This window comes from Verminephrobacter eiseniae EF01-2, from assembly GCF_000015565.1.
GTDB classification, from domain to species: Bacteria; Pseudomonadota; Gammaproteobacteria; order Burkholderiales; family Burkholderiaceae_C; genus Acidovorax; species Acidovorax eiseniae.
Genome location: NC_008786.1, coordinates 2165204 through 2181888 on the forward strand (window position 1 = coordinate 2165204; position 16685 = coordinate 2181888).

Annotated in this window: 16 protein-coding genes; 7 read left to right on the top strand and 9 right to left on the bottom strand. The window is 63.7% G+C overall.

Annotated elements, in window-relative coordinates:
* Window positions 1-18: 18 nt before the first annotated feature.
* The 4 genes from VEIS_RS09435 to VEIS_RS09450 all read left to right on the top strand — a co-directional run bounded on the left by VEIS_RS09435 (window position 19) and on the right by VEIS_RS09450 (window position 4687).
* Complete coding sequence (locus VEIS_RS09435; RefSeq protein WP_041949924.1) at window positions 19-327, top strand: hypothetical protein; 309 nt, start codon at window positions 19-21, stop codon at window positions 325-327.
* Between the two features lie 18 nt (window positions 328-345).
* Window positions 346-1335: a Bug family tripartite tricarboxylate transporter substrate binding protein gene (locus VEIS_RS09440; protein ID WP_011809690.1), complete on the top strand. Its 990-nt coding sequence runs from the start codon at window positions 346-348 to the stop codon at window positions 1333-1335.
* A gap of 152 nt (window positions 1336-1487) precedes the next feature.
* A complete protein-coding gene (locus VEIS_RS09445; RefSeq protein ID WP_011809691.1) occupies window positions 1488-3068 on the top strand; it encodes a gamma-glutamyltransferase family protein in 1581 nt (526 codons plus the stop codon).
* A 77-nt stretch (window positions 3069-3145) separates the two neighbouring features.
* The gene (locus VEIS_RS09450; RefSeq protein WP_011809692.1) at window positions 3146-4687 is read left to right on the top strand and encodes an acetolactate synthase large subunit; all 1542 of its coding nucleotides are present in this window, start codon (window positions 3146-3148) and stop codon (window positions 4685-4687) included.
* Here the strand turns inward: VEIS_RS09450 and rpiA are convergent.
* The gene (gene rpiA / locus VEIS_RS09455) at window positions 4676-5443 is read right to left on the bottom strand and encodes a ribose-5-phosphate isomerase RpiA (RefSeq protein WP_011809693.1); all 768 of its coding nucleotides are present in this window, start codon (window positions 5441-5443) and stop codon (window positions 4676-4678) included. The two genes, VEIS_RS09450 and rpiA, sit on opposite strands and share 12 nt — an antisense overlap.
* 17 nt (window positions 5444-5460) lie before the next feature.
* Between rpiA and VEIS_RS09460 the strand changes: the two genes are divergently transcribed.
* Window positions 5461-6543, top strand: a complete 1083-nt coding sequence (locus VEIS_RS09460; protein ID WP_011809694.1) for a quinone-dependent dihydroorotate dehydrogenase — start codon at window positions 5461-5463, stop codon at window positions 6541-6543.
* A 78-nt stretch (window positions 6544-6621) separates the two neighbouring features.
* On the opposite strand, the gene VEIS_RS09465 is transcribed toward VEIS_RS09460, so the two are convergent.
* The 4 genes from VEIS_RS09465 to VEIS_RS09480 form a co-directional block, all read right to left on the bottom strand.
* A complete protein-coding gene (locus VEIS_RS09465) occupies window positions 6622-6963 on the bottom strand; it encodes a hypothetical protein (protein ID WP_011809695.1) in 342 nt (113 codons plus the stop codon).
* A 2-nt stretch (window positions 6964-6965) separates the two neighbouring features.
* Entirely contained in the window at window positions 6966-7361 is a 396-nt protein-coding gene (locus tag VEIS_RS09470; RefSeq protein WP_011809696.1) for a phage holin family protein, read from the bottom strand.
* A 33-nt stretch (window positions 7362-7394) separates the two neighbouring features.
* Window positions 7395-7724, bottom strand: coding sequence for a DUF883 family protein (locus VEIS_RS09475; RefSeq protein WP_041949925.1), 330 nt, complete (start codon window positions 7722-7724; stop codon window positions 7395-7397).
* Between the two features lie 226 nt (window positions 7725-7950).
* Window positions 7951-9456: an aldehyde dehydrogenase family protein gene (locus VEIS_RS09480; RefSeq protein WP_011809698.1), complete on the bottom strand. Its 1506-nt coding sequence runs from the start codon at window positions 9454-9456 to the stop codon at window positions 7951-7953.
* Between the two features lie 404 nt (window positions 9457-9860).
* Here VEIS_RS09480 and VEIS_RS25905 point away from each other — a divergent pair, with 404 nt between their 5' ends.
* Complete coding sequence (locus VEIS_RS25905) at window positions 9861-10538, top strand: phytanoyl-CoA dioxygenase family protein (protein ID WP_011809699.1); 678 nt, start codon at window positions 9861-9863, stop codon at window positions 10536-10538.
* Window positions 10520-11467 carry a DMT family transporter gene (locus tag VEIS_RS09490; RefSeq protein WP_011809700.1) on the top strand — a complete coding sequence of 316 codons (948 nt, stop codon included), beginning with the start codon at window positions 10520-10522 and terminating at the stop codon, window positions 11465-11467. Before VEIS_RS25905 ends, VEIS_RS09490 begins: the two co-directional genes overlap by 19 nt.
* Before the next feature lie 402 nt (window positions 11468-11869).
* Here the strand turns inward: VEIS_RS09490 and VEIS_RS09500 are convergent, their stop codons facing one another.
* The 4 genes from VEIS_RS09500 to VEIS_RS09515 are packed head-to-tail and all read right to left on the bottom strand — an operon-like array spanning window position 11870 to window position 16341.
* Window positions 11870-13471 carry a GMC family oxidoreductase gene (locus tag VEIS_RS09500; RefSeq protein ID WP_011809701.1) on the bottom strand — a complete coding sequence of 534 codons (1602 nt, stop codon included), beginning with the start codon at window positions 13469-13471 and terminating at the stop codon, window positions 11870-11872.
* Between the two features lie 7 nt (window positions 13472-13478).
* Complete coding sequence (locus tag VEIS_RS09505) at window positions 13479-14342, bottom strand: ABC transporter permease (protein WP_011809702.1); 864 nt, start codon at window positions 14340-14342, stop codon at window positions 13479-13481.
* Window positions 14343-14344: 2 nt separating this feature from the next.
* Window positions 14345-15229, bottom strand: a complete 885-nt coding sequence (locus VEIS_RS09510; RefSeq protein ID WP_011809703.1) for an ABC transporter permease — start codon at window positions 15227-15229, stop codon at window positions 14345-14347.
* Window positions 15226-16341: an ABC transporter ATP-binding protein gene (locus tag VEIS_RS09515; RefSeq protein WP_011809704.1), complete on the bottom strand. Its 1116-nt coding sequence runs from the start codon at window positions 16339-16341 to the stop codon at window positions 15226-15228. The genes VEIS_RS09510 and VEIS_RS09515 overlap by 4 nt, the downstream gene beginning before the upstream one ends.
* Between the last annotated feature and the right edge of the window lie 344 nt (window positions 16342-16685).

Below are 16685 nucleotides of genomic sequence, written 5' to 3' on the forward strand. Positions count from 1 at the left end.
TCACCTCACGACGCTTTCATGGCCACATTGTTTGTCGAGAACTTGCATGAATCCTGCGGTAGCCATGGGGTGCGCGGCATGGTGTTTCAGAGCTTCGATCCGTGGTCGCAGATGTCGGTATCGGAAAACGCGATCGAAGCACCTGTCCATATACCGGGTTTGTCATGTCAGCAAGCCACCGGGCGTGCCCACCATCACCTCGATAAAGTCGGCATCACCGACAGCGGTATTGGCCAGTGCGCAAAGCGTTCGCATGCAACGGTGCTTGTCGGGCGCGCTGCGGTGACACACTCCCGGGTCACCTTCGGCGCCAAAGAGACTGGGTAACTACCTTGCAGGTAAATCATGAAACGCAAATTCCTCAAGCAGATACTGGCGACAGCCGCAGGTCTTGTTCCTGCAATGCAGGCGGTACCCGGCCTCGCCCAACCCGCAACGGGCTGGCCTGACCGTCCGATACGCCTGATCGTTCCATTTCCTGCCGGCGGGGCCACTGACAGTTTGGCGCGCGCCATTGGTGAAAGCATGGCAACGGAGCTCGGGCAATCGATGATCATCGACAATCGCCCCGGTGCAGGGGGGATTATCGGGGCGGAGGCAGCAGCACGGGCGGCAGGCGATGGATATACGTTGCTGATAGGAACCAATAACACTTTGGTGACGGGCAAGTATCTCTACCAGAAACTGCCCTACGACCCGTCGCAGTTCGAGTTGATCGGACTGATTGGCATCACACCGCTCATCCTCCTGGCAAACTCCACCGTGCCCGCGAAAACACTCCACGAACTCGTTGCCCATGCCAAGGAAAATCCGGGAAAGCTGTCCTACGGGTCATTCGGCAATGGCACGACTTCACATTTGGCCGGGGAGTTGTTCAAGCAGATGACGGGCACCGAGATGCTCCATGTGCCATACAAAGGTGCATTCGAGGGAATTCCTGCCATCTTGAGCGGCCAGATTCCGTTGTACTTCGACACCATCGTGACAGGACTGCCTCATGTGAAGAGCGGAAAGCTGCATGCGCTGGGTATCACGACGGCCCACCGGTCTCCCATGATTCCGGCAACGCCGACCATCGCCGAGCAGGGATACCCGGGCTATGACATTTATCCCTGGTACGGTTTGGTCGCACCCAAAGGCATACCCGGGGATGTCGTCGAAAAGCTGTGGCGCACACTGAATCGCAGTCTGCACGACAAGCAATTGGTGGCGAAAATCGAGATGACAGGTGCCGAGGTCACTGCCGCTTCCCCGGCGCAGTTCGCGCAGATGGTGCGTCAGGATGCTCTCAAAACCGAGAAATTGGTACGCTTGGCAGGCATCGATCTGCGTTAGTGTGCCGGCCCGCAAATGACGGCACATGAAAATGGCGCCTGGCGCTGGCCTTGGCACGAAACGCGGCGATTTCATTTCGTGCAGCCATTGACGGGGCGGCATACCCGCCGCGATGCAGTCGCTATGGTTCATCCCCCCATGACGAGGTACATATGAGTTCCTGTTTCGATGCCTTTCCGTACCGCTCCCAGCGGATGCCGGTGTTCGCACGCAATGTGGTGTCGACCAGCCAGCCTTTGGCCGCGCAGGCGGGTCTGCGCGCATTGCTCGCGGGTGGCAACGCTGTCGATGCCGCACTGGCAACCGCCATCACGTTGACCGTGGTTGAGCCCGTGATGAACGGGATCGGCGGCGACATGTTCGCCATGGTGTGGGACGGTAGCGCACTGCATGGATTGAACTCCAGCGGCTGTGCGCCTGCCGCGTGGACGCGCAAGCACTTTGCCGGACGCAGCCAGATGCCTCGGACCGGATGGGATACGGTGACGGTTCCAGGCCAGGTCGCCGGCTGGAAGGCCCTTGCCGATCGTTTTGGCAAACTTGCATTCGCGCAGCTTTTCGAGCCGGCCATCGACTACGCGCAGCAAGGGTTCCAGGTGTCGCCGCGCATCGCACGCCAATGGGCGATGCAAGCGCCCGCGCTCATGCATGAGCCGGGCTTTGCCTCTGCCTTCGCGAAGGATGGAGCGGTGCCGCGTGCGGGCCAGTCGTGGCGCTTTCCAGAGCAGGCGCGCACGCTGCAACAGATTGCCGAGACCGGTGGAGAAGCGTTTTATCGCGGCCCCCTGGCCGAGGCCATTGCCGCACATGCGCAGCGTACCGGAGGCTCGATCAGCCTGGCCGATCTCGCGGCGCACCGCGCGCAATGGGTGACGCCGATCGCGCAAAACTACCGGGGATTGACGCTGCATGAGATTCCGCCGAACGGGCAGGGCATTGCTGCGTTGATCGCACTGGGATTGCTGGAGCACTTCGATCTCGGCCCCGTCGATAGCGCCCGGTTCTATCACCTGCAGATAGAAGCGATGAAACTGGCTTTCGCCGACTTGCATGCGCATGTCGCCGATCCGGCCGCAATGACCGTGCGCCCCGAAGCGCTGCTGGATCCGGCCTATCTGGCCGAGCGTGCCCGGTTGATTGATCCGCACCGCGCCAACATGCCGACGGCGGGGCTGCCAAAGAGCGGGGGAACGGTCTATCTGACCGCCGCCGATGCGTCGGGCATGATGGTGTCGTTCATTCAATCGAACTATCGCGGCTTTGGCTCTGGTGTCGTCGTGCCCGGAACCGGAATTGCGCTGCACAGTCGCGGCGAGAATTTTTCGCTTCAAGCGGGGCATCCGAATGAAGTGGCACCGGGCAAGCGGCCTTTTCACACGATCATTCCCGGCTTCGTGACCCGGCAGGGGGTGCCGGTGATGGCCTTTGGCGTCATGGGTGGCGCGATGCAGGCTCAGGGCCATCTGCAGATGATGACGAGGCTGGCCGATTTCGGCCAAAACCCTCAGACCATGAGCGACGCCCCGCGCTTTCGCGTGGACCCGGACTGCGTGGGCCTCGAAAGCGATGTCGATCCGCAGGTTGCCGCGACATTGGGCCGATGGGGCCACAATGTGGCGATTGCAGCACGGGACAGCCTTGAGTTCGGCGCAGCGCAACTGATCCAGCGCTCTGATGCGGGCTACGTGGCGGCGTCCGATGCGCGGCGTGATGGCCAGGCCGTGGGCTACTGATGGCCGGACCGCCGCATGGCCTCTGCATCTGCTGACAATGCAATGGACAGCGTTCTCAAACCAATGGAGTATCGACAATGAACGGAGCGAAAAGTCTCGTCCTCACCCTGCTGGACTCGGGGGTAGACACCTGCTTTGCCAATCCCGGAACCAGCGAAATGCATTTCGTTGCGGCCTTGGACCAGACCCCTGGAATGCATTGCGTGCTGGGGCTGCAGGAAAACGTCGTCACCGGCATGGCAGATGGCTACTACCGGATCGCGCGCAAGCCTGCCTGCACGCTGCTCCACTGCGGGCCGGGACTGGCCAATGGCCTGGCGAATTTGCACAACGCGCGCCGTGCGCACAGCGGCATCGTCAACCTCGTCGGGGACCAGGCCACCTACCATCGCCCGTTCGATGCGCCGCTGACTGCCGACACCGATGGCCTGGCGCGCACTGTCTCGGCCTGGGTGCGCACCAGCACCCATGCCTGCGATGTCGGGCGCGACGCTGCTGCCGCAGTGCAAGCGGCGAGCAGCTATCCCGGTCGGGTGGCCACGCTGATTTTGCCGTCCGACACCTGTTGGAACGAGGGTGGAACGGTCGCGCAACCGCTGCCTGTGCCCGCACCTGCGCCGATGGACCCGGCGGCGGTAGAGAACGCGGCCCGCGTGCTGCGCAGCGGCAAGAACGTGCTCATCCTGCTTTCCGGCCATGGCGTGCTCGGAAACTCCCAGGCGCTGGCGTGGCGCATCGGTCGAGCGACCGGTGCCGCCATCGAGGCTGATTTCATGGCTTCACACTTGGCGCGCGGACGCGGCCATATGCAGCTTCAACGTGTGCCGTACAACACCGATCAGGCCATCAAGGCATTGAGCCGCTTCGAGCACATCATCCTGGTGAATGCAAAAGCCCCGGTTGGTTTTTTTGCTTATCCGGGCAAGCCATCGACGCAATATCCTCCGACGGCGCAACTGCACGTTTTGTCGCGGCCCGACCAGGATGCGCAATTGGCCCTCGGCGCCTTGGTCGACGCACTGGGAGCGCCCGAATCCGCCATCCCGGACCCTGGCCCGCGCCCCATCGCAGCCAAAGGCGCTCCGACCCCTGAGGGGCTGGCACAGACACTCGCAGCGTTGATGCCGGAGCATTCGATCGTGTCCGACGAGAGCATCTCCTATGGGCGCGGCTTTTACCCCCAAACGCATGCAGCGCCTGACCACGACTGGCTGCATTTGGCCGGCGGAGCCATCGGCGGCGGCCTGCCGGTTGCCACTGGCGCAGCCATCGCCGCCGGGGGAAAGCGTCGGGTGATCAGTTTGCAGGCAGACGGCTCGGCCATGTATTCGGTTCAGTCGCTATGGACCCAAGCGCGCGAAAAACTGCCCTGCACCACGATCATTCTGAACAACGGCAAATACAACATCCTCATTGGCGAATATGCCAACGTCGGCGCCAAGCCTGGCGCGACCGCGATGAAAATGCTCGACTTGGGCGACCCGGATTTGAACTGGGTGAAGATCGCCAATGGCATGGGAGTGGAAGCCGCGCGCGCCTCGACCATGGAGGAGCTTGCCACTTTGATGGCGCACAGCTTCCGGCAAGACGGGCCATTCCTGATCGAGCTAATGGTTTGATGCGGAGCATCGGCGGGTCGCCGGCTCCGGCCTGTCCGGCCCCGGGTAAACCAGGGTCTTGACCCCCTGGGCCGTGCCCAACAGGCAGACCGATGCCTTCTGGTGCGCAAACACCCCCACGGTCACCACGCCCGGCCATTGGTTGACTTGCGACTCGAACGCCAGCGGGTCGGTGATCGACAGTCCCTTGACATCGAGGATATGCTGGCCGTTGTCGGTCACCAGCGCCTGCCCGTTCCTGAGCCGCAGACTGGCCTGCCCGCCCATGGCTGCAAAACGGCGGGCGATGTGCCTGGCCGCCATCGGGATCACCTCGACGGGCAGGGGAAATTGCCCCAGTGTGCGCACCAGTTTCGACTCGTCGGCAATACAGACGAAGCGCTCGGCCAGCGCTGCCACGATCTTCTCGCGCGTCAACGCGGCGCCGCCGCCCTTGAGCATATGGCCCTGGCCATCGATTTCGTCGGCCCCGTCGATGCAGACCGATAGCGACGGCACGGCATTGGCATCGAACACCGCGATGCCCAGGGCCTGCAGGCGTTCGGTGCTTGCCACCGAACTGGACACGGCGCCCTTGATCTGCTCTTTCATGCCCGCCAGAGCATCGATGAACTTGTTCACGGTAGAGCCCGTGCCCACCCCCACGATATCGCCCGGCAGCACATAGCGCAAAGCGGCCTGGCCGACGCGGGTCTTGAGTTCGTCTTGGGTCAGGCCCCGGGGCAATTGCCGAGGCAAAGGGGGCGTGGTCGTCATGGGAGAATTATCCTCCCATGCCCCTGCTCCCCTACGCCCTCACCCGCCCCTTTCTCTTTGGCCTGGACGCCGAAGCCGCCCACGAGCTCATCATCGACCTGCTGGCACGCGGGCAGCGCACGCCGCTGCAATGGGCCTGGTGCAACCAGACCGTGGATGACCCGATCGAACTGGCCGGGCTGCGCTTTCCCAACCGCGTCGGCCTGGCTGCGGGCCTGGACAAAAACGCCCGGTGCATCGATGCGCTGGGCGCGATGGGCTTCGGCTTTGTGGAAGCGGGTACGGTCACGCCCCAAGCGCAGCCGGGCAACCCCCGGCCACGCATGTTCCGCCTGCCCGAAGCCCGGGCGCTGATCAACCGCCTGGGGTTCAACAATGCCGGACTGCAAGCCTTTGTGCACAACCTGCAGCAGTCCCGCCTGCGCGCTGCAGGCTCTGCGCTGCGGCTGGGTTTGAACATCGGCAAAAACGCCAGCACCCCGATGGCGCAGGCCAGCAGCGACTACCTGGCCTGTCTGGAAGGCGTCTACCCGCATGCGGACTATGTGGCGCTGAACATCAGTTCACCGAATACACAGAACCTGCGCACCCTGCAGGGCGACGCGGCGCTCGACCACTTGCTCGGCGCAATCGCCGAGCGCCGCGCAACGCTGGCCGCGCGGCATGGGCGGCGCGTGCCGGTGTTCGTCAAGATCGCCCCCGATCTGGATGAAGCGCAACTGTCGCTGATGGCCGCCACATTGCAGCGGCATGGCATCGACGGCGTGATTGCCACCAACACCACCATCGATCGTGCCGTCGTGCAAGGCCAGCGCCACGCGCAGGAAAGCGGCGGGCTCAGCGGCGCCCCCGTGCTGCAAGCGAGCAACCAAGTCATCGGGCAGCTACGCGCCGCCTTGGGCAAGGGCTTTCCGATCATCGGCGTGGGCGGCATCATGAGCGCCGAAGATGCGGTGAGCAAGATCCGCGCAGGCGCAGACTTGGTTCAAATCTACACCGGCCTGATCTATGAAGGCCCGGCGCTGGTCGTGCAGGCGGCCCGGGCGATCAAGGCCATGGGCGGCTGCGGGCCTGTCATTGCGTTGCCAAATCGTTCGTGAACGCGAAGACGGGGCGCAGACGGTGCGAATGCCCGGCCAGCGGCGCCGACGAAGTGCACGGATGATTGAGCAACGGAATCAGCGTTTGAGGCGCACCAGCACCGGCAGCAGCACCCCCGCCCAGCGAACGAGCCTGCGCGGCCCGGCCACGGCGGCCAGCAGCACCATCGCGGCCACGGCCCAAGGGTGCTCGCGCACGAACCAGGCGGTGCGCAGCACGAGGGATTCATCGGCGCCAGCGCCGGCATGGCTTTCGGCGACGGCCAGCGGCCGGTCATGTGCTGCGCGGCGGGCGCGCAAGCGTTCACGCTGCTGCTCGATGCGGTCGAGCACCAACTGCTGCGCGGCCGTCGGCGGCGGTATCCGCACCGGCTGCGACACCTGCTCCGGCTGCGCCGGGGTCGAAGTGGAAAACGGCATGCTCACAGGCGCTCCTTGATGTCACGCCAGTCCTGCGCCAGTTCGCGGCGGGTCAGTGCCAGGCCATTGCCCGTGCGTTGCGCCACGCGACCCAAGGCCGCCAAGCTGCAAAACCAGCCCGCAGACCATAGGCCCGCGACCAGCCAGGCCACCAGTTGGCGCTGGGGGCTGTCCCAGAAATGCACCAGCACGGCCAGCGACAGCATGATCAGCGCCACCACCGTCAGAGCGACCACGGCGATGGTCAGCACCAGCAGTTGCTGGAGATGGCGCTTGAGGTCCTGCCACTCCAGACAGGCCAGGTGCATCCGGTCCTCGGCGGCGCTGGCCGCTTCGATCACATGGCCGCGCCAGCGGGCGAACCAACCCTCCAGCCCCAGCAACGAGAGCCATTTCATGCGCCGCCTCCGATGATCGGCATTGCGCGCCGATCAGCAGCGGCGTGCCAGCAGGAACCCGATCAAGGCGCCCACGGCCAGCGCAGCGCTGGCCACACGCCAGGGTTCGTCATGCGCATAGCGGTCGGCGGCCAAAGCCGCTTCCTTGGCCTGCCGGGCCGCGTCCTGCGCTGCGCGCACTGCCGAATCGCGCACGCTGTGCATGCCATCGTCCAGGCGCTGGCGCAGTTGCCTGATTTCAGGAACCGCGTCCAGGTTCTTGTTGGCCAGCAGCCCGCGCAGATCGGAGACCAGCTTTTCCAGATCGCCCTGGGTCGTAGCCGTAGCCGTGGTCGTGGTGGTGGTGGTGTCAGAAGTCGTCATACAAGCCTTTCCGTGAAGCAACGAATCACAACAAAAACAATCCAAGCGACGGGGATTGGCGCCTATCTTACCAATCTGCCCGCAGGCCCATCCCGGAACGGGGGCGCAGGAGGTTGGCAATGGCAAATCGCTGGCCACCTGCCAAACCGGTGCAGCCACAGGTTCGGCAAGCGCCAGGGCCGATGTCAAGCCAGCAGCGCTGCGGCCAAACCGGCGCCTTGGCCGGTCATTCGGCGGCGCCGAACCAGTTCAGCGGGCGCGGCGCCAGGTTGATATAGCTGTGCTTGAGCTCGGTGTATTCATCGAGGCCACCCGGCCCCAGTTCGCGGCCGATGCCGCTGGCCTTGTAGCCGCCCCAAGGCGCTTCAGGGAAATAGGGGTGGTAGTCATTGGCCCACACAGTGCCAAAGCGCAATGCACGCGAGACGCGGTTGGCGCGATCGAGGTCACGGGTCCACACGGCGGCGGCCAGGCCGAACGGCGTGGCGTTGGCATGGCGTAGCGCCTCTTGCTCGGAGCCAAAGCGCTCGACGGTCAACACCGGGCCGAAGATTTCTTCGGTTGCGAGCGCCATCTCGGCGCGCACGTTGGTGAGCACAGCCGGCTCCAGCCAGAAGCCGCGCCCGAAGGTCTGGCCGGCCTGCGCTGCGGGCGCCTTGCCGCCACAGCGCAGCACTGCGCCTTGCTCGACACCGGCAGCGACCATGGCCATTACCTTTTGGCGCTGCAAGGCCGATTGCACCGGCCCCATCTGCGTGCCATCGGCAAAACCGTTGCCCAGGCGGATGCGGCGCGTGCGCGCCACCAGCGCATCGACAAAGCGGTCGTGGATGCCGCTCTGCACCATCAGCCGCGAGCCGGCCGAACAGACTTGGCCGGCATGGAAGAACGCGGCGTTGAGCGCGTAATCGAGCGCTGTGTCGAAGTCGGCGTCATCGAACACGATGTTCGGGTTTTTACCGCCCAGTTCCAGCGCGAGCTTCTTGAAGTTGCCGCTGGCCGCGTTCATCACTGCGGCCCCTGCCAGTGCGCCGCCGGTGAACGACAGCAGATCCACCTCCCGATGGCGCGCCAGTTCGGCGCCGGCCTCGCCGGAGCCGGTGACCAGATTGAACACCCCCGGAGGCAAGCCGATGTCGATCAGCAATTCGGCCAGGCGGTGCGTGCTCAGCGGCGTCAGCTCGCTCGGCTTGAGCACCACCGTGTTGCCCGCGCCCAGCGCTGGCGCGAGCTTCCAGGCGGCCTGCAACAGCGGGTAGTTCCACGGCGTGATCAAGCCGCACACGCCCACCGGCTCGCGCAGCGTGCGGCTGATGACATGCGGCGGCGCCTCGTTGACCCGGCCCGACGCGGTGGCCACCAGCGCTGCGAAATAGCGGAACGTGGCCGCGATGTCGCCCATGTCGGTGCGGCTTTCGCTGATCGTCTTGCCGGTATTGAGCGATTCGAGCGTGGCCAAGTGCTCGGCATCAGCGGCGATGGCCTCGGCGATGCGGTGGAGCCAACGGGCGCGCTCGCGCGTGCCGCTGTCGCGCCACGGGCCTTCGTCGAACGCACGCCGGGCCGCAGCGATGGCCTGCTGCACATCGGCTGCGCCGGCCTCGGCGGCCTGCGTCAGCAAGCGCTCGGTGGCCGGATCGACGATGTCACGGTAGCGCCCGCCTTCGGGCTGTACCCATTGGCCGGCGATGTACAGATCGAGACGGGGGGCGATGGGAGGAGAGGCTTGCATAGGGACTGAACATGTTCTGAGTGAACTGGACAGGATTGTCCACCGAGTTTCAGCCCCATCCATACCGCCAGGCTGGGGGCGGCCAGCAGCACGAAGCCGAAGGCCGAGCCTGGTGCCCGGTTGAAGCGGGTGATGAATGGGGTATGGATTCGTTCGGTGAACCATTGGCTGCTTTTGCCGCCCAGGTCGTAGCCGGCTTCCACCAGCGAATCGTCGAGCATTTCCAGCACCGGGACCAGGGGCCCGATCATGGTCGGGACAGTTCACCTTGGGAAAAAGCCGCCCAGAGTCGCATTCAGGCAAATATTGGTCGCTGTACGTCAATATCGAGACGCTGACAGAGGGCAAATTATCTGCTTCGTCAAAGCGATTGACCGCTGCCGCAACCGACCTGAGAGGTACCCGTGACCACTCTCGCTTCTGAAGAAGCCGGAACGATGAAAGTCCCTGCCGTCAGTCTCATGACGGAGGCGCAAGGATTTGAATGGAGCAAGTCCCGAACTGGTTTCCCTTGGCACCATGATTCACTGAGTTTCCGTTACATCCGGCCCCAGGACTCGGCTTACAGTATTTGGATTCCCCTCGACAAGGCGGACGTGGAGCGCGGAGGCGGCGGTATGGCATATGTACCCGAAAACATTTTGTCTGCAAAAGCCAATTTTCAGATTTCCAGCATGTTGTCCTCGAAAATGGCGCGCGGGGAGTCACTCGACGAGATTGCCGCCCCGTTGGGCCAAATTTTCAGCACGCCGAGCTTGCTTACGGGGCTCATGGAGGAACACCAGGAGGAGGACGACTTCGAACCGGGCGACGCCTTTTTCTTTACCAAGTCGGCTTGGCACCGATCTGGCCCATTAAAGACCGAAGGGCCCGATTTCAGGCTGGCGGTAACGATTCGATTCCTTGACTGGCGTTCCCGGTTGGACCGCATCATGTTCGACGGCGAATCCGAAAGCGGCGGTGGTGTGGGCATGGGCACCGACTGGGGGAGACCCGAGCAAACGACATACGGAGCACAATTCACGGACATTGCGAACGGTGAAGAAATCCGTAACTCGCGCCATTGCGGGGTGATCATCTGAACCTCGTCATCGGCGTCGCCGCCGCCATTTTCGCCACGTTCAGTTGGTCTTTGAATTTCCTCTCGCCCTATGTCACAGGCCACTACAGTGCTTATGACTTCATCGGTGTGCGCTTTGTTTTCGCGGGCGCTCTCGGCCTTTTGTTCGTGGCGATGCATTGGACGCAGGTCTGTCGTCTCCGTGTGGGCGAGATGGCGCTTGCTTTCTGCCTTGGCATGGTCGGCTACGTGGGCTATCTGGCGTGCATCATGGGTGGCGTCATCTACGCTGGGCCCGTGATAACGCCCGCCTTTCTTGGTCTGGTGCCTATACTGACGGCCGTTATCGGCAACGCCACAAATAAGACATTGCCGTGGACCAAACTCATTGCGCTGGTCGCACTTGCGGCATGCGGGCTATGCCTCACGAACCTGGAGCACTTTGCACGCGGAGAACGCTCTGCCGGAACTCCGCTGCTGATCGGTGTGTGCTTCTCGTTAAGCGCGGTTGCCGCGTGGCTCATTTTCAGTGTTTTCAACCAGCGTGCATTTGAACGGAACCCGCAACTGCACCCGATAGCCTGGACCGGGCTAATGATGACGGGAGCGGGAGTCGGAACACTGCTGCTGATTCCATTGGGTCTGCAATGGTCGGTGTTTAATTTTCCGACGCTGGGGTTCGGGTGGTCGAACGCCGGGCACCTTTATATGTGGGCGTTGTCGCTTGCGGTGGTGTCGTCGTTTGGTGGTGCCTGGGCATGGAACATCGCGTCGAAGAGATTGCCTATGGTCCTGACCGGTCAGCTGATCTCTGTCGAGACGCTTTTTGCGGCCACATTTGGGCTGCTCGTCCAGCAACGGCTACCCGCCGCGAACGAGATTGTCGGCCTCCTGATGATCTTGGCCGGAGCCATTGGCGCCGTTCGACTCGTGTTTGCGCCGTCAGTGTGAAAGAATGATGGCTTCATTAGTGAAATATGGGGCGGAGCGCAGACAGTCCCCATGTACGGCAAGCGACGCCGACAAAGTGCACGGATGATTCAGGAATGGAATCACACCGTACGGAAGATGGTCGGTGCCCATTTCATCTGGCCGGTTGAACCGCCCTTCAAGTGCATCCCGACGTGCATCGGGTATCTGCTGGACAGATTCATTGACGGATTTCTCACGGCGACGGCTTTTGACTGGGGAAACAAGGCCGACGGAAGAACTCGATGATGGGGCCAGCGACGAATTTGCTGCGGCCAATCTGGGGGATATGCGCCTGGCACGTGCCTGACACGAGGCTTTCAACGAACCCTGCCTATTTGCACGATCACGGGTTGCACGAAGCCCTGCGGATTTGATCCCGGGTCAGCCCGCATCCAGCACCAACCCCGCCGCCCTCTCCGCCACCATCATGGTCGGCGCATTGATGTTGCCGGAGGTGATGTTGGGAAAGACCGAAGCATCAACCACGCGCAGCGCGGTCACGCCGTGCACTTGCAGTTGGCTGTTGACCACGCCGTCGCGCCCCATTGCGCAACTGCCGCACAGGTGGTAGACCGAGCCGCTTTGTTCGCGCACGAATTGCAGCAGGCTGGCGTCGTCGTCGCCGTTGGGCCGTGGCGCGGTTTGCTCGGCGGTGACCTGGGTCAGCGCCGGGGTGGCGGCCAGGCGGCGCAGCAGGCGGGCGCCGGCGATGGCGGTGTGGCGGTCTTGTTCGGTGGCCAGGTAGTTGGGGTCGATGTGCGGGGCGCTGTGGATGTCGGCGCTGCTGATTTGTATGCTGCCGCGGCTGCTTGGTCGGCAGGGGGAAAAGAACAGGGTGTAGCCGGAGTAGGGCTGGATGCGCGGGGTGCCGCCGTTGTCCGGCAGGGTGTAGGACAGGGGGTTGAAGTAGAGCTGCATGTCCAGCGGCCCGTCCGGCCCGGCGCTGCTGAAAAATCCGCCGGCCTTGACGGTGGTGGCGAGCAGGCCGCGGCGTTTGACCCAGTATTGCAGCGCGGCGCGCGCCTGTTGCCAGGGGTGCCGGATCTGGTCGTTCATGGTCGGGCGGTTGGCGCGGAAATAAAAGGACGTGCACAGGTGGTCTTGCAGCTTGCGGCCTACTGCGGGGGCGTGGTGGATGAGGGGGATCTGGTGGCGTTGCAGCAGCGCGCCGTCGCCGATGCCGGACAGTTGCAGCAGTTGCGGGCTGGCGACGGCGCCGGCGGACAGGATGATTTCGCGCCGTGCGACAAAGCGCTGGCGCTGTCCGCCGATGAGCACGTCGACGCCGCTGGCGCGGCGCTGTTCGTCGAACAGGATGCGTTCGGCCAGCGCCCGGGTTTTGACGGTCAGGTTGTGGCGCCGCATGGCGGGGTGCAGGTAGGCGCTGGCCGAGGAGTCGCGGCGGCCGTCGCGGGTGTTGATGTCGTAGGTGCCGTAGCCGCCCAATTGGGCGCCGTTGAAGTCGTCGTTGCTGGCGTAGCCGAGGCTGGCGCAGGCGGCGAAGAAGGCTTGGCAAATGGGGTGCACGGGGTCGCGGGTGATGCGGATTTTGCCGCTGCTGCTGTGCCAGCAGGTGTCGCCCAGGGGGTGTGATTCCAGCCGTTTGAACCAGGGCAGCAGGTCGTCGTAGGCCCAGCCGGGGTTGCCTTGCGCGGCCCAGTCGTCGAAGTCGCCGGCCTGGCCGCGCACGTAGACCAGGGCGTTGATGGCGCCGGAGCCGCCGAGCACTTTGCCGCGCGGGGTGTAGACCTGCTGGTTGGCTAACTCTGCCTGGGGGGTGGTGCTGTAGCGCCAGTTGTATTTGGGGTGCTGGTAGAGCTTGGCGAAGCCCAGTGGCATGCGCAGCCACAGGGAGCGGTCGGCGGCGCCGGCTTCGAGCAGGAGCACGCGGTGCTGGCCGCTTTCCGTGAGCCGGTCGGCGAGGATGCAGCCGGCGGAGCCGGCGCCGATCACGATGTAGTCAAACTCTGTCATGCTGCCCATGGGCGGCCTATTCGCTTGGCGGTTTTTTGTGTTGCGCCAGGATGCTGACCAGTCCCAGCAGCGCCGAGGCCAGCATCAGCGCCAGCGAGACGGCGTTGAGTTCGGGCGTGGAGCCTTGGCGCATGCGGTTGAACATGGTGATGGTGAGCGGGGCGTCCGAGCCGACCAGCATCAAGGTGGTGCTGAAGTTCTCGAAGGACATGAGGAAGGCGACCACGCCGCAGCCGATCATCGAGGGGTAGAGGTACGGCAAGGTGATGGTGCGCAGCACGGTGAGCGGGCCGGCGCCCAGGTTCAGCGCGGCTTCTTCGAGCGAGCGGTCGAATTTGCGCAGTCTGGCGGAAATGACCAGGGTGGCGATGGTGGCGATGAAGGAAAATTGCCCCAGCGTCACCAGCAGCAGGCCGGGCCGCAGGGCTTCCACGCTGAGGCCGAAGTGGGTTTCCAGGCCGTTGGCGAGGGTGCTGGAGAAGGCCAGGATGGCGATGCCGAGGATGACGCCGGGGATGACCAGCGGCATCAGCATGAGCAGGTAGAGCAAGCTCTTGCCCTTGAAATCGTGGCGCTCGAACAGGAAGGCAGTGGTGGTGCCGCAGCCTATCGACAACAGCGTCACCAGCGCGGCGACGATGAGGGAGTGGCCGATGCTGGCGCCGATCTCGCCATCCCGCAACATGCCGGTGCGCGTGCTGCCGTTGCCGATGAACCAGTCCAGCGTCCAGCCCTTCCACGGCAGCGAGGGGATGGTCGAGTCGTTGAAGGCAAACACGGCCACGACGGCCAGCGGCAGGGCCAGGTAGGCCAGGAACAGGCCGAGATAGGCCTTGTGCATCCAGCGCAACCACTTTTTGCCCGGTATGGTTCGCAACATGTTTAGCTCCCTCTGGCGAGTGAACTGGACAGGGACTGTCCACTGAGTTTCAGCCCCGCCCACACCACCAGGCTGGAGGCGGCCAGCAGCACGAAGCCGAAGGCCGAGCCTAGCTCCCAGTTGAAGCGGGTGATGAATTGGGTATAGATTTGTTCGGTGAACCATTGGCTGCTTTTGCCGCCCATCAGAATGGGCGTGAGAAAGCTGCCGAGGCTGAGCATGAAGACGATGATGCAGCCGGAGGCGATGCCGGGCATGGCGTGCGGGATGACGATCTGGCGCAGCACGATCCAGCCGTTGCCGCCCAGGTCGTAGCCGGCTTCCACCAGCGAATCGTCGAGCGTTTCCAGCACCGAGATCAGGGGCACGATCATGAACAGCATCAAGGTGTAGATCAGGCCGACGATCATGGCGGCGTCGTTGTAGAGAAATTCGATCGGCCCCTGCACCACGCCGAGGTGCTGGAGCAGGCGCGAGAGCAGGCCGGTCTCGCGCAAGATGATGGTCCAGCCGAATACGCGCACCAACTCGCCAACCCAGAACGGCAGCAGGCAGGCCAGGTACAAACTGGTCTTGGAGCGGCCACGCGCCAGCTTGGCGATGTAGTAGGCCACGGGCCAGGAGATCAGCAGAATCAGCAAGGTGGTCAGGATGGAGATGACGACGGTGCGCGCCAGGGTGCGCAGATAAACCGGCTCGCCGAAAAACTCCCGGTAGTTGGCCAGGCCGACGCTGGTGGCCGATTCCTTGAAGGACAGCAGCAGCAAATCGACATGCGGCAGCACGATGATCAGCAGCATCCACAGCAAAAAGGGCGTGAGCACCAGATAAAAGGACAGGCGCCCGGCCAGTCCACCGCTGGTGTCGACGCTGGTGCTGGCGCTCATGGCATGTCTGCGCCGGGCAGGCCGATCAACTGGTCGGCGCCAAAGCGGATGTTCACCTCGGCGCCCTGCGCCAGGCCGCGATGGTTCAGGCTCTGCGGCAAGGCGACCGCAATCAGGTCGCCGGACTGCACACGCACCATGGCGCGGCTGTTGGCGCCATTGAACAGCAGGCTTTCGAGCCGGCCTTGCAACACATTGGGCAGCGCGCCGGAGGTGATGGCAGGCGTCATGTCCGTGCTGATATCAATCGCTTCCGGGCGCACGAAAAGCTCCAGCGTATCGCCGCGCATGGCGCGACCGGCGCCGCCGTAGACGGCAAAAAAGGTCTGGCCGGTGGGCAGCGAGACAGTCAGCCGTTGCCCGTCGACATGCACGACGCGCCCGCGCCAGCGCTGGCTATCGCCGACAAAGCCGGCAACGAAGGCAGTGGCCGGTTCGTAATAGAGTTTTTGCGGGCTGGCCACCTGCTCGAAGCGGCCAGCGTTCATGACGGCGACCTGGTCCGACATCACCAGCGCCTCGGACTGGTCGTGCGTGATGTAGACGAAGGTGGTGCCGAACTGGTGCTGCAACTGCTTGAGCTCCAGCTTCATATGCTCGCGCAGTTTCAGGTCGAGCGCGCCCAGCGGTTCATCGAGCAGCAGCACCGCAGGCTCCAGCACCAGACAGCGCGCAATCGCCACACGCTGGCGCTGGCCGCCGGACAGTTGCGTCACCTGCTTGTGGCCGCTGCCGGGCAAGCCGACCCGCTCCAGCGCCTCATTGACCTTCTTGTCGATCACACTGCCGCTCATGCCGCCCTTGCGCTTGAGACCGTAGGCAATGTTGGCCGCGACCGACATCATCGGAAACAGCGCCAGATGCTGAAACACCATATTCACCGGGCGCTTGTTGGGCGGCGTGTGCAAGACCGAAGCGCCCTTGATCAGGATATCGCCCGAACTGGGCTGGCCAAAACCGGCCACCATGCGCAACAGCGTGGTCTTGCCGCACCCCGAAGGGCCGAGAATGGAAAAAAACGAACCTTGCTTGACGCCGAGCGAAACACAGTCAACGGCGACATGGTTGCCGAAGGTCCTGACGACATCCCGGCATTCGAGGTCATACGACATGGGGCTGGCTCCCTCTGGATGCGTGACTGGGTGCCCGGGCACAGCGCAAAAGCGGCCTGACTGCGCCAGCGGCGGCGCGCAACCTTGAGATGGTGTCCTCATGGTTCGAGAACGTGACTTGCACATCGATGCCGGTTTTCTGCCTGGACTTTTTGACCGATTCCGGCGGCGCCAGGCCACTCCAAGCCAGCCGTTTCAAGGTTTCGGCGCAGGCGACACTGGTGGCGACCACCAAGCCCGTCAAGCCCATCGGCAAAACAAGCCGCTTTATTTTCATCATCGTCGAGTCTCCATTGTCATGTTTCTTGTCCGACTGCTCTTGCGGGGGGCTACCTGCTTGGGTC